The organism is Candidatus Manganitrophaceae bacterium (genome assembly GCA_016200325.1).
Lineage (GTDB): Bacteria > Nitrospirota > Nitrospiria > SBBL01 > Manganitrophaceae > Manganitrophus.
Window position 1 is genome coordinate 72,750 of record JACQEZ010000004.1, and the last position, 12,005, is coordinate 84,754.

Annotated in this window: 12 protein-coding genes and 4 tRNA genes; 10 read left to right on the forward strand and 6 right to left on the reverse strand. The window is 53.6% G+C overall.

All coding sequences use genetic code 11. The features are described 5' to 3' along the window. Nucleotides 1-35 precede the first annotated feature (35 nt). From lspA to HY282_03155, 3 genes are all read right to left on the reverse strand, one after another. Nucleotides 36-581, reverse strand: coding sequence for a signal peptidase II (lspA, locus tag HY282_03145; protein MBI3802740.1), 546 nt, complete (start codon nucleotides 579-581; stop codon nucleotides 36-38). Next, complete coding sequence (gene ileS / locus HY282_03150) at nucleotides 535-3,423, reverse strand: isoleucine--tRNA ligase (protein MBI3802741.1); 2,889 nt, start codon at nucleotides 3,421-3,423, stop codon at nucleotides 535-537. The genes lspA and ileS overlap by 47 nt, the downstream gene beginning before the upstream one ends. 90 nt (nucleotides 3,424-3,513) lie before the next feature. After that, the gene (locus tag HY282_03155) at nucleotides 3,514-5,040 is read right to left on the reverse strand and encodes a CCA tRNA nucleotidyltransferase (GenBank protein ID MBI3802742.1); all 1,527 of its coding nucleotides are present in this window, start codon (nucleotides 5,038-5,040) and stop codon (nucleotides 3,514-3,516) included. A gap of 106 nt (nucleotides 5,041-5,146) precedes the next feature. On the opposite strand from HY282_03155, the gene HY282_03160 reads away from it, so the two are divergent. The 4 genes from HY282_03160 (at nucleotide 5,147) to HY282_03175 (ending at nucleotide 6,318) form a co-directional block, all read left to right on the forward strand. Continuing rightward, a tRNA-His gene (locus tag HY282_03160) sits at nucleotides 5,147-5,221 on the forward strand. Between the two features lie 129 nt (nucleotides 5,222-5,350). Next, on the forward strand, nucleotides 5,351-5,581 hold the full coding sequence (locus HY282_03165) for a sulfurtransferase TusA family protein (protein MBI3802743.1): 231 nt from the start codon (nucleotides 5,351-5,353) through the stop codon (nucleotides 5,579-5,581). Between the two features lie 38 nt (nucleotides 5,582-5,619). Then, entirely contained in the window at nucleotides 5,620-6,177 is a 558-nt protein-coding gene (locus HY282_03170) for a DsrE/DsrF/DrsH-like family protein (protein MBI3802744.1), read from the forward strand. Nucleotides 6,178-6,241: 64 nt separating this feature from the next. Then, nucleotides 6,242-6,318: transfer RNA gene (locus HY282_03175), tRNA-Arg, on the forward strand. An 8-nt stretch (nucleotides 6,319-6,326) separates the two neighbouring features. On the opposite strand, the gene HY282_03180 is transcribed toward HY282_03175, so the two are convergent. Continuing rightward, nucleotides 6,327-6,725 (reverse strand): cupredoxin domain-containing protein, encoded by a 399-nt coding sequence (locus tag HY282_03180; GenBank protein ID MBI3802745.1) that lies wholly within the window; start codon nucleotides 6,723-6,725, stop codon nucleotides 6,327-6,329. 139 nt (nucleotides 6,726-6,864) lie between these two features. Here HY282_03180 and HY282_03185 point away from each other — a divergent pair. The 4 genes from HY282_03185 (at nucleotide 6,865) to HY282_03200 (ending at nucleotide 8,261) form a co-directional block, all read left to right on the forward strand. Continuing rightward, nucleotides 6,865-6,941: transfer RNA gene (locus HY282_03185), tRNA-Arg, on the forward strand. A gap of 108 nt (nucleotides 6,942-7,049) precedes the next feature. Next, nucleotides 7,050-7,125, forward strand: a tRNA-Lys gene (locus HY282_03190). 102 nt (nucleotides 7,126-7,227) lie between these two features. Then, on the forward strand, nucleotides 7,228-7,647 hold the full coding sequence (locus tag HY282_03195; protein ID MBI3802746.1) for a transcriptional repressor: 420 nt from the start codon (nucleotides 7,228-7,230) through the stop codon (nucleotides 7,645-7,647). A 71-nt stretch (nucleotides 7,648-7,718) separates the two neighbouring features. Beyond that, entirely contained in the window at nucleotides 7,719-8,261 is a 543-nt protein-coding gene (locus HY282_03200; GenBank protein MBI3802747.1) for a peroxiredoxin, read from the forward strand. Nucleotides 8,262-8,315: 54 nt separating this feature from the next. Here HY282_03200 and HY282_03205 read toward each other — a convergent pair whose 3' ends face one another. After that, complete coding sequence (locus HY282_03205; protein MBI3802748.1) at nucleotides 8,316-8,543, reverse strand: hypothetical protein; 228 nt, start codon at nucleotides 8,541-8,543, stop codon at nucleotides 8,316-8,318. Nucleotides 8,544-9,333: 790 nt separating this feature from the next. On the opposite strand from HY282_03205, the gene HY282_03210 reads away from it, so the two are divergent. Continuing rightward, complete coding sequence (locus tag HY282_03210; GenBank protein MBI3802749.1) at nucleotides 9,334-10,020, forward strand: hypothetical protein; 687 nt, start codon at nucleotides 9,334-9,336, stop codon at nucleotides 10,018-10,020. Nucleotides 10,021-10,041: 21 nt separating this feature from the next. Here the strand turns inward: HY282_03210 and HY282_03215 are convergent, their stop codons facing one another. After that, the gene (locus HY282_03215; GenBank protein ID MBI3802750.1) at nucleotides 10,042-11,133 is read right to left on the reverse strand and encodes a hypothetical protein; all 1,092 of its coding nucleotides are present in this window, start codon (nucleotides 11,131-11,133) and stop codon (nucleotides 10,042-10,044) included. A 227-nt stretch (nucleotides 11,134-11,360) separates the two neighbouring features. On the opposite strand from HY282_03215, the gene lexA reads away from it, so the two are divergent. After that, nucleotides 11,361-11,963, forward strand: a complete 603-nt coding sequence (gene lexA / locus HY282_03220) for a transcriptional repressor LexA (GenBank protein ID MBI3802751.1) — start codon at nucleotides 11,361-11,363, stop codon at nucleotides 11,961-11,963. Nucleotides 11,964-12,005: the final 42 nt, after the last annotated feature.

The window sequence follows — 12,005 nt, forward strand, 5'->3', positions numbered from 1 at the left end:
TCTTCTGGGACAGAGACGCTTTGCCAAATTGTGCGTCACTCACAGCCTCTTAATCCGGCGGTCTGCATCTCTTTTTTTGGCCAAAAAAGATAAAACATCAACAAGGAGATACCGACCGTAATCGCCGAATCGGCGACATTAAACGCCGGCCAATGAAATCGGCCGATATAGAAGTCGAGGAAATCAACCACCTCTCCCAATCGCAGCCGGTCGATGAGATTCCCGATCGCCCCCCCGAAGAGAAGAGAGATCGCCAGCAAATTGGAAGTATCTTCTTTGGGTGTTTGAGCAAAAAAGAAGAGAAGAAGAGAGAGTGCAATCACGGAAATAATAAAGAAGAAGATAGAACGGAAGCCCGCACTCTGATCTGCAAAGAATCCGAAGGCGGCCCCCGGATTTCGGATGTAGGTCAGAGAAAAGAAATCATGAATCACAATCACAGACTCGTTAAGACGGATCGCTTGCTGAATGTAAAATTTGGTGACTTGGTCCAGAATGATAGTTCCACCCCCGACCAAAGTCAAGAAGATAAGTTTACTCTGGACCTGTACCACGGGAGGTCGCTCCTTCACCGGGGCCATCGGAAATCACCCCTGCACACCGTCCGCAAAGGGTCGGATATTCTGCCTTCACCCCGACATCTTCACGGTAGATCCAACACCGCTCGCACTTGGTTCCTCTGGCAGGCCAAACCTCTATAGCCAGACCTTCCTTAACGGGAGAGATTCCCTCCGGCTTTTTGTCCCAGGGTTGCAGCTCAACCTGTGATACGATAAAAAACGTAGGAAGAAAATTTTTATACCGCTCTAAAAGTTTGTAAAAAGGAAAGTCATGAGCAACCCAAGCATCACCTCTAGCATACAAAATAATACTCGCCTCTAGAGAATTTCCGATCTTCTTTTCCTTGCGCTGCTGTTCTAAGAGACGGGATACTTCTTCTCGAATACTAATCAATTCATTCCAGTGATCTAGGAATGTTTGCTCCGCCGGTTGCAATTTCCTGATCGGGGGGAAGGTGGTCAAATGAACACTCGGCGCCGACTTGAGATCGCTTGGGATAAAGCTCCAAATTTCTTCCGCGGTAAAGGAGAGGATCGGCGCCATCAATCGAACGAGCGTCGTCAGTGTTTCGAGCAGGACCGATTGCGCGGCGCGCCGCTCGGGCGATTTCGCCCCCGATGCATAAAGGCGGTCTTTGAGGATGTCGAGGTAGAAGGCGGAGAGATCGACCGCGCAGAAATTGTTCAGCGCATGAAAGATCAGGTGGAACTCCGCCTCTCCGTACGCCCGCTGGACTTTTTCATTTAAAAGCTGAAGACGATGAAGCGCCCAGCGATCGATCTCCAAGAGATCTTCCTCAGGGACCGGACCGTCCGAGAGATGAAAATCGTAAAGATTGCTGAGAAGGAAGCGGCAGGTGTTCCGAATTTTTCGGTAGGCCTCGACCAATTGGCCGAGGATGTCTTGCGAGATCCGGACGTCCTCCCGAAAATCGGTCGCCGACACCCAGAGCCGGAGGATCTCGGCGCCATATTTATTGATCACCTCCTGGGGGGCCACCACATTGCCGGCCGATTTCGACATCTTCTTTCCGGCGCCGTCGACGACGAAGCCGTGCGTGAGAACCGCGTCATAGGGGGCGCGCCCGTCGGTCTCCAGCGCCGTCAAGAGGCTGCTGTGGAACCAGCCGCGGTGCTGATCCGATCCTTCCAGATAAAGATTGGCCGGCCACTTCAGCTCCGGCCATCGTTTTGAATTTTTTAGAACAGCCGCATGGCTGACCCCCGATTCGAACCAGACGTCGAGAATGTCATGCTCTTGCTGAAACCGACCCCCTTTGCAAGAGGGACAGGCCGTTCCGCTCGGAAGAAGCTCCGAAGCCGACTTCGAAAACCAGAGGTCGCTCCCCCCCTCCTTTTCCATCAGGTCGGCGACGTAATCGGCGATCTCTTTCGAGTAGAGGACCGTCCCGCAGTCGAGGCAATCAAATGCAACGATCGGCACCCCCCAGACGCGCTGGCGCGAGATGCACCAGTCGGGCCGGCTTTGCATCATTCCGAGGATGCGGTCCTTCCCCCACTTCGGAATCCACTCGACGCCGTGTTCAATCGTCTCAATCGCCCGTCGGCGCAGATGATTCTTCTCCATCGAAATGAACCACTGCTCGGTCGCACGGAAGATCACCGGGTTCTTACAGCGCCAGCAGTGCGGATAGGAGTGGGCGATCGCCTCTTCCTTCAAAAGCATCCCGCGCGTTTTCAACAAATCAATAATGGCGCGGTTTGCCTCGAAGACCCTCTGCCCGGCGAATTCTCCCGCCTCGTTCGTAAAACGCCCCTGATTATCGACAGGCGCATAAACGGGAAGATGGTACCGCAGCCCCACTTCATAGTCTTCCTGGCCATGCCCCGGCGCGGTATGAACGCAGCCGGTCCCCTGCTCCAGCGTTACATGCTCGCCCAAGATAACCGGGGCGTCGCGGTCGAGCCAAGGATGGCGGCAGAGCACCCCCTCCAACTCGCTCCCGGCCCAAGCCCCTTCGGTGATTTCATAGGTGCCCGGCTCGAAATGAAAGCGCTTCATGCAGGCGTCGATCAATTTCTCCGCCAGGATGAGCTCACCCGCCGGTGTTTTAACCAATCGGTAAGTGAACGAGGGATGAAGGGCGATCGCTTCATTGGCGACGAGGGTCCAGGGGGTCGTCGTCCAGATGACGACGAACGTCTCTCCATCCGGCCGGACGGCAAACTTTCCTTTCGGATCTTTGACCGAAAACTTCACATAGATCGACGGCGAAGTATGATCGGCGTATTCGACCTCCGCTTCGGCAAGCGCCGTCTCATCGACCGGACACCAGAGAACCGGCTTCTTCCCCTTGTAGACCCCTCCCGCGGCGACCACCTTGCCGAACTCCCGGACGATCGCCGCCTCGTAATCGGGGGTCATCGTGAGATAAGGGTGCTCCCAGTCGCCGAGGACACCGAGCCGTTTGAACTCCTCCCGTTGAATCTGAACGAACTTTTCCGCATACTCCCGGCAGCGCTTCCGGATCTCGGTCTTGCTCATCCCCTGCTTCTTGGGGCCAAGCTCTTTGAAGACCTGATGCTCGATCGGAAGACCATGGCAATCCCAACCGGGAACATAAGGGGCCGAGCGGCCGCTCATTGCTCGCGATTTGACGACAAAATCTTTTAGAATTTTATTGAGTGCATGGCCGATATGGATGTGGCCGTTGGCATAGGGAGGGCCGTCGTGAAGGATGTACTTCTCGTGCCCGGCGTGCTCGCGCTGAATGCGCTCGTAGAGCCGATCATTTTCCCACTGCGCCAGCTGCTCCACCTCTCGTTGCGTGAGGTTGGCCCGCATCGGAAAATCGGTCTTCGGAAGATGCAAACTTTGCTTATAATCGGCTTTCTTTTCCATAAAATAGTGCCCCGATAGTAACATTGGTCCTATAGGTTGTCAACGATTCTTAATGTCTAGAAACAGGATCGGACGCGGGCAAAAACGGCCTCATTCTCGGCCGTTTTTAAGCTGTTGTTTGCGGATGAAATCGACCGCCTCGGGCCGGCCGTGAACCCGACCGGAGAGCTGTTCTTCTCGAAGCAGCGCCAGACATTTTCCGACCTCCGGTCCGGGAGAAAGACCGAGGAGCTCCATCACCTCGCCACCCGAGAGAAGCGGCGGGGGAACCCGCGAGCGCTCTGCGCTGAGCGCCTCCATTCCGCGGATCCGCTCTCTGAGCCGATGATAGTACACCAGCTGCGGCGCGCCGGCGGGAGGAATCGTCGCACTGCCGTCGCAGAAGATCAGCTGCAGCAACTTGGCTCCCGGCCGATACGGCGTCAGGAAGTTTTTTTCAATTGTGGCGGCCCGCAGCTGATCGACCTCGCCGTGCACCAGAATCAAATGTTTTTCGATCAACCAGGCAAGCGCCTCTTCATCGACATGATACCGGCTCCCCTTGGCATAGCTCGACAGCTTCAGCCGTCCGGAAATCTCCCGTGCCAGCCGCGCGCCGACCTGATCATGGTTGTTGAACCGAATCCGATCGACCCCGTGCCGCTCCGGTGTTTGGAGCGTGTACGGCTTGCCGATGTCGTGAAAGAGGACGGCAAGCGCCGTCTCCGCGTCATAAGTATGACCAAACTCTTCCTGGAAAGCGGGCGATGCAAGGATAGAGAGGGCGAGGCGGGTGTGGGTCCAGACATCTCCCTCTGTATGGTACATCTCCGGCTGGGGGCATCCTTTCATCCGGAGAAGCTCCGGAATCAGCTCCCGAAAGGCGCCGCTCTCATCCCAGAGGTCGAACGCCCGAACCGGATCGGAGACGACCGCTTTCACAAATTCTTTTGCGACGATCTCGCGCGGAACCACCGGGGTGCCCTCTTCGCGAACGGCGCTGAGGGCGGAGATTCCGCCGCAGAGCGCCCGCCAGGTTTTCTCTTCCAGATCGAAGCCGAACTGACAGGCAAAGCGCAACCCGCGCAGCAGACGGGAGGTATCCTCGGCAAAGCGCTGCGCCGGCTCCCCGACCGCCCGAAGCAGACCGGACTTCAGATCGGCGACGCCGCCAAAGGGATCGATCAGCCGCTTCTGTTTTAAATCGGCCGCGATGGCGTTGACGGTAAAATCGCGCCGGCGCAGGTCCTCTTCCACCGGCAGCTGCGGATCGCTCTGAACCTCAAAGTCCCGGCGACCGCCCCCCTTCATAAAAGAGCGCTCCGTCCGCGGCAGGGCAATATCGATCGGCTCTTCTAAACCGAGGCCCTTCGGCATGAATTTATAAACCCCGAAGCTCTTTCCGACCCAGTTGACCTTTCCATAAGATCGAAGAAATTCTTTTAACGCTTCGGCGGGAATCCCCCGGATTAAAAAATCATAATCCTTCGTCTCCCGCCCCAGAAGAAGATCTCGAACCGCGCCGCCGACCAGGTAGATTTCTCCTGCCGGAAAGCGCTCCTCCAGCGCCGCCAAGAAGGGAAATAATGCCCGTGCCTGATCCAACCGACGCCAGAGAAGCTCGATGAAGATTTCCATCCCCTTATAATAGAAGGCTTCTCTTTTTTCCGCAAGACGATCCAATCGCGATAGAAAATATTTTCTTTCATGGAGATCTATGCTATAATCCCTTCTCTTTTTAATGGTGAGTGTAGCTCAAGGGCAGAGCACTGGATTGTGGATCCAGGGGTTGGGGGTTCGAAACCCCTCACTCACCCCAGACATACCGATACGCGGACAGACTCACTCGAGTTCTTCTTCTCATTCCGTCGTTCGAACGGCACCTCCGTCAAACAAACCTGCCCTTTAAATAATTCAGAGAGGCCAGATTAGATTCATGTCGACCGAAATCAAATCAGACCAGGTTCTTGACTGCAAAGGGATGAAATGTCCCATGCCGATCTTAAAAACCAAAATGGCTTTGGAAACGCTTCGCGTGGGACAAATTTTAGAAATGATTGCGACCGACAAAGGGTCGAAGCCCGATATAGGGGCGTTCATCGAGCAAACCGGCCATGCGTTGCTCTCGATGAATGAGCACAATGGCGTCTACACCTATTACATTCAGAAGACGAAGTAAAAATGGATCATCACTTAAAGGAAATCCTCGGCCCGGAGATGGAAGAGCGGCTCCAGGCGCTCATTGATGCACGCGTCGAAGAGAAACTCGCCTCTCTCCTCGGAGAGGGTGAAAAGGAACGTTCTCGGAAAAAGAAGCGACTGGCGATCATTGTTTCGAAGGGAACGTTGGAGGCGGCCTATCCGCCGCTGATCTTGGCAACCACGGCGATCGCTTTAGAGATGGAGGCGGCGCTCTTTTTTACCTTCTTCGGCCTGCATATCTTAAAGAAGGGGGCCGCGGAGTCGCTCCGATTTGTCCCGCTTGGCAATCCGGCAACGCCCCTGCCGATGCCGAACATCCTCTCTGCCCTTCCTGGGATGACGGCACTTGCCACCCTGATGATGAAGAAGACCATTTCGTCGAAGCAGATCGTTTCCATTCCCGAGTTGCTCGGCCTGGCCCGTGAGAGCGGGGTAAAGCTCTGGCCCTGCCAGATGACGATGGACATGATGGACATCCCGTGGGAAGGGCTGATCGAAGGGTTGGAAGAGCCGGTCGGGGCCGCAACCTTCCTCTCTTACGCCAGCGATTCAGATATCACCCTTTTCGTCTAGAACAACCTTCGGGGAAGAAAGCCTCTTGCTTCCTTCCCCTCGGATCTGGTAAATAGATCCCTCTGCGCCCATAGCTCAGCTGGATAGAGCACTTGGCTTCGAACCAAGGGGTCGGGAGTTCGAATCTCTCTGGGCGCACCACTCTTTAACTAGGTCGGGCTCGACAAGACCTGGATCGTTCCACGCATTCCCGGATGAAGATGGCAGAAAAAATCATAATAACCGGCCGCTTTTTGTGGCGGCACGGCGATTTTTTCTGTCTCTCCCGGTTTGATGATGCTGACATGCGAGAACGCCGGGATGACAAAGCCGTGGGTGTTGGTCCCTTTGTTTTCAAGTAAGATGGTGTTTCCGGCGAACACCTTCACCTGCAAATACTTCGGGGAGTAGTAATTGTCCCGCGCGACCAATTTGGGCGCCTCAGGACGCTGGTCGACCAGTTTGGGAATTTTCGGAATGTGGACGCGTTTATCGATGGTCGCCTCCACCCAGGCGGCGGTTCCCAATAAAAAAATAAGAACGAATAAAAAAGCCAAACGACGCAACATTTTCTCCCTCATTCTAAATAAATAGTAAGCAATCTTACTACAGTGATTTATCTTAGCACCCTGGTGCGCAACATCAAGGATGCAGCAATAAGAGGTTGTTGTTTTCAATTTATTTTTGTGCTAGGATTCGTTTTCCCTTGCGCCTGTAGCTCAATTGGATAGAGCGTCGGCCTCCGGAGCCGTAGGTTAGGGGTTCAAATCCCTTCAGGCGCACCAGCCAGATAAAAAACGCGCCGCGGGCGTTGCCCGAGCGAGTGCGGGGATCTGGGACCAGAATGGGAATACCCTCTTTTTCTGGCCCCGCAGGTCCCACAATTTGAAGATGGGCCGTTAGCTCAGTTGGTAGAGCAGCTGACTCTTAATCAGCGGGTCGAAGGTTCAAGTCCTTCACGGCTCACCACATCTTTACAACACTCAAAATAGATGGATACCCTCCCGGGGCCCCTCTCCTCATGACTTCTTTTATATTGACATGCTCTAGGTTTAGAGTTAATCTAAAAGGATGCAGAAGGAACGAATCAAATTCAGTCACGCCGAAATCGAAAAACAATTGATCGCCGCGGGGGTCCAACCGACGGCGCAGCGGATTGCGATCTGCCAATATATTCTTTCTGAAGCCGATCATCCGACCGCGGAAGAGATTAAAAAATGGGCCGATCGTCATTTCCCGAAAATGAGCATGGCCACCGTCTATAACACCCTCAAAATATTGGTCGATGCGGAGATTTTGCAAGAGTTTAAATTTCCCCACTCCGATGCTGCGGTTTATGATTGCAATACGGCCGTTCATTACCATTTTCTGGATGAAAAAACCGGAGCGTTGCACGATGTCGAGCCGGAATCGATCAATCTGACGGTTAAATTAAAAAAAGAATTCACAGTCAAAGGCATTCAGATTCTACTGCGGGGCACCAAAAAGTAATTTTTTTGGGTCAGCATATAGAACTGATCTAGATTTAGAGTATATCTACAACGAGGACAAAGGAGGTTCAAATGGGTCGATTATTGGGTCTTGGAGAGAAATTCCCGGAGTTCTCGCTTCCAGCGGTGACCTCCATCGAGCAGGGAAAAGAATTTACAACCGTCGATTCCAGGGCGGTCGAGGGAAAGTGGTCGGTCTTCTTCTTCTGGCCGTTTGACTTTACCTTCGTTTGCCCGACGGAGATTGCGGAGTTCAATAGAGACTTAAAGAAATTCCAAGAAAGGGAGACAGGGGTTTACGGCGCCAGCACCGACAGCCATTATGTGCATCTTGCTTGGCGGCGGTCCCATCCCGATTTAAAAGAGCTCAAATTTCCCATGTTGGCCGACTATAAGAAAACGCTGAGCGATGCGCTCGGAATTCTTCATCCTGAAGAAAAAGTGCCTTATCGCGCGACCTACATCGTTGATCCCGAAGGGATCATCCGATGGGTGAGCGTCTACGACCTCAGTGTCGGACGGAATACCGAGGAGGTTCTTCGGACGCTGGATGCGCTACAGACCGGCGCGATGACCCCCTGCAACTGGGAGCGGGGGAAAGCGACCCTTTCCTAGGCTTCACTTCGGGGAGATCAAGCCGCCCTGATTTGGCTTGATCTCCCCGCTTTTTCATACCGTTTTCGTTTTCGGATAGACTTTTTCGGCGATGCTCTTTCTCGTTCCTCCGGATCGCCCCTCCTCTAAATACGGCCGATCTGCACCGGCTTCGCCCGCCCTCCGCTTCTCCTCCGAGCGCTCCGGCGCCTTCACCGCGGTTAAAACCCAAGCCCAAATAAAATTGACGAAGGTCAGGACAATCAATATCGGAAGTCCATATTCTAAAAAGCCCTCATACATTTTTGCCCCTCCTACTGTTTATTCTGGCCCTCTTCCGGGCTATTCACCGGAGTGGATCGGAAGAAGGAATCAAGACCGGCCAGAATCATCATCGCAGGTTCAAGGCACATTCCGCCTAAATCCCTATTAATTCTCTGTTAAATCCTTCCTTAGCCGGCATTTGCCTTTGATCCGCAACAGGGGAAATGCCGCCTATTCCGGGTCGGATCTTCTGACGGCAGGAGAGCACAATTTAAAGCCAGCCTCATAAGTGAACCGTTTATCTTCCCTCATTAGACAGTGAGGTATATCACTTCACGGTTTTTTGGATTGACTTTAAAGAACGTGAAACATTATCCTTTTATTAATAATCGGAGTTTTGATTGGTCAGATTGGCTTATGGGATATCCACTAGCCGGCCTGTCTTGCCAAGGATGGCTTGAAAAAACAGGAAGAGATACAGCAAACGAGTAGAGAGATGGAACTCTCGCACACACTGGGAAAGATCTGGTTTATGGGGGGGTTCTTGATGAGGCAAGTGCTGGTGGTCCTGTTCCTGTTTGTATTCGCCGGCTGCGGAAGCGGCAAAGGGGGGGATGAAATCACAAAAGAGGGGCCTCAAACACCTTCCCAACCGACATCCCCTTCTACCCCGACACAGCCCCCTTCATCGACTGCGCCCGGTTCATCGGAGCCTCCGACAGACTCGACGCCCCCATCTTCATCTCCATCGACACCGCCGTCTTCATCGACACCTCGTCCAGTTGGCGATACTTCTCCACCTCCGCCTAAGACGCCGTCTTCCGGTAAAGTGGACGGTTATCCCTTTCCTCCTTCATCCCCTTTACAAAACGGCACGATTGAGGTGAAGCAAATCAATCCGAGGATCGATGCTGCGGGCAATTTGCAATATTTCGGGGAGTTGATCAATAAGAGCACTGAGCCGGCCTGCGATGTCCAGATATATATCGACTCAAAAGATCCGTCCGGCGGGCCCGACAGTATCGATTTCGACTTTGTTCAAGGCTCGACCCTTCTCGTGTCCTCCTTTCCAGAATGGACCTGTTTAAATCCAAATGAAGTGGGAGCATTTGATGTAGCCTCTCCACTTCACTCATCTCCGGCCTCCCTTTCAAGCTCCATTTATTGGAATAAAGATAATATCTCTACTCCAAAGGTGACCTCAGCGGAGGTGGTCGTCGAGGGTCTCACCGAATCGACCGGACCTGCCGGAAATCGAGTCCTTGTGGGATCAATCAAAAATAAGAATTCACACTATACCCTCTCCCAGGTCAGGATTGCCTTTGCAGCGATCGACGCTGGAGAAAAGGTTATCGATACCCAATTAAATTTCATCAATGGATCCGACTGTCAACAAGCAGGCAACAACTGCCTTACCGCCGGGGCATCTGGATCATTTTCCGTGCCCCTCGCCGTCCTGCCGTCAGAAGCGAAAAGCTATAAATATAAAATTAACTATAACGTTATGGAGCAATAGATTAAATCTTTCGGCTGATCGTTACCACTGAATCGCGGTTCCAATCAAAAGCTCCAGCGCTCCGGAAGGCGCATGGCCCAACGCACCCTCCATCACCAGCGGAAGTTTACCGAGAAGAAGGACGGTGGCTCCCAAAGAGGTCGAGGTATAAATGTGGGAGTCCCACCCTCCGGCGGCATGATATCCAACGTGGAGCAGAAGGCTCGGCAGGACCCACGATTGAAGGTCGGCCGCGCCGCTCAGATACTTTTCCGCCGGGAACTGTTGATAGAGATATCCCGGCAGGGGAACGTTAAAATTATCCCCCTGAAAAGAGCCGAGGGTGGTCCGCCAGAACTTGGCCGGCCGGGAGTCCCTCCCCTCCCGCGCAATCAGTCCGAAGGTTGTCTCCTTCCAAAGGGAATGGTACCACTCCTGTGCCCCTTCAATGAAAACCCCGCCCCCTTCCGATTCGGAAGAAAAACCTTCAAACTGTTGCTGCGCCAATGAGAAGAAAAGGCGGCTTCCGCCGATCGGCTGATCATATTTCGCCCTTTGAACCCGGTCTCGCTCCAACTGCAGATAGGCGGTTAATTTCTGACCGGCGTCTCGACGGCCTTCCGCCTTCAGGGCGCCGGAGACCCACTCCGCGCCGATCCGATAGTTGATCGCCCCGGTTCGTTTCATCACCCCCGCGCCGGCGCCGAGCCCGAGAAAACGGTCGGTTTTCAACAGCCCGCTTGGGTCGAATCGGAAAAAGAAGGGATACTCTGCAATCAGGACCAGATAAGGGTTGATCGCCCTGGGAAACTCGAGGACGAATCGGCTCTCGTCCGACTCGAGCAAGACATTGAGGAAGGAGAGCGACGGCCGCTCAAGGATAAAATCTTTCTCCCATGACAAAAGAAGGAGCCGCTGGTCGTTTTTGCCATCCCGCGTATCGATTAACTCCCCGCCAAGCTGGCCGATGAGAGGATTCTCAATTCCCTCCCTCTCGGCCCGATTGGTTAAAAGATCCCCCTGTTCCCTTCCAAAGTAGGGAATCGGCGCCGCCGCCTCTGCGTGGCTCGACAAGAATAAAAAAAGGAGAAGGAGATAAAAAGCGTCTACCCGGCCGTATCGGATCATTCTCATCAAAAAAGTGAGCACTCCCGCAGCGACAGGTGGATGTTCCCGGAGCTTCATTCCGCTTTCGTGAAATGACGACAGAGGAAACGGTCTACGGCAACAGAAATAGATCCTCTGTTATCATGAATTTCAACGGTTCTGTCAAGCAACCTTCAAAGATTTTTTGATATCAAAAATACCGATGCCGATCTTTTTTGTTGACAGGCTTTTCTCATCCGGCTATATTTAGTCATATGACTAATACTGCTTTAACGGAAGGGCAACAAGCGGTTCTCGACTTCTTGCACCGGTATATCGCCGAGCATGGATATCCCCCCTCCGAGCGAGAAATCGCAAAAGCGCTCGGCACCCGATGGGTCCGGGGAATTCAGCGGCATCTGGCCGCCTTGGAAACCAAGGGGCTGCTTCGCCGCGGGAAGGGGGCGCGGGCGATTGAGTTGGTTGAAAGGAGCAAAAGCCAGGAAATCCCGATCTTAGGACAGATCGCCGCCGGAAAACCGATCCTGGCCGAAGAACATCTGATCGGCACCTTTTCCGTCGATCGGATTCATCGACGGTGGGGAGATGCATTTCTGTTGAAGGTCAAGGGAGACAGCATGAAAAATGCCGGCATCCTGGAAGGGGATTATGTCCTGGTCAAACCGCAATCGGATGTCGACTCCGGCGAGATCGTCGTCGCCCTCCTCCGAGACGAGGCGACGGTCAAACGGCTCGTCAAGCGCCAAAAAAAGATTCTCCTTCAATCGGAAAACCCCACCTTCCCTCCCATTCAAATAGAACCTGGAGAGGAGATCAACGTCTTGGGGAAGGTCGTCGGGGTTTTCCGGCTCTATTAGTCGATCCTCTCGTCGTTCCCCTCGATCTCCACCTTCCGCCGG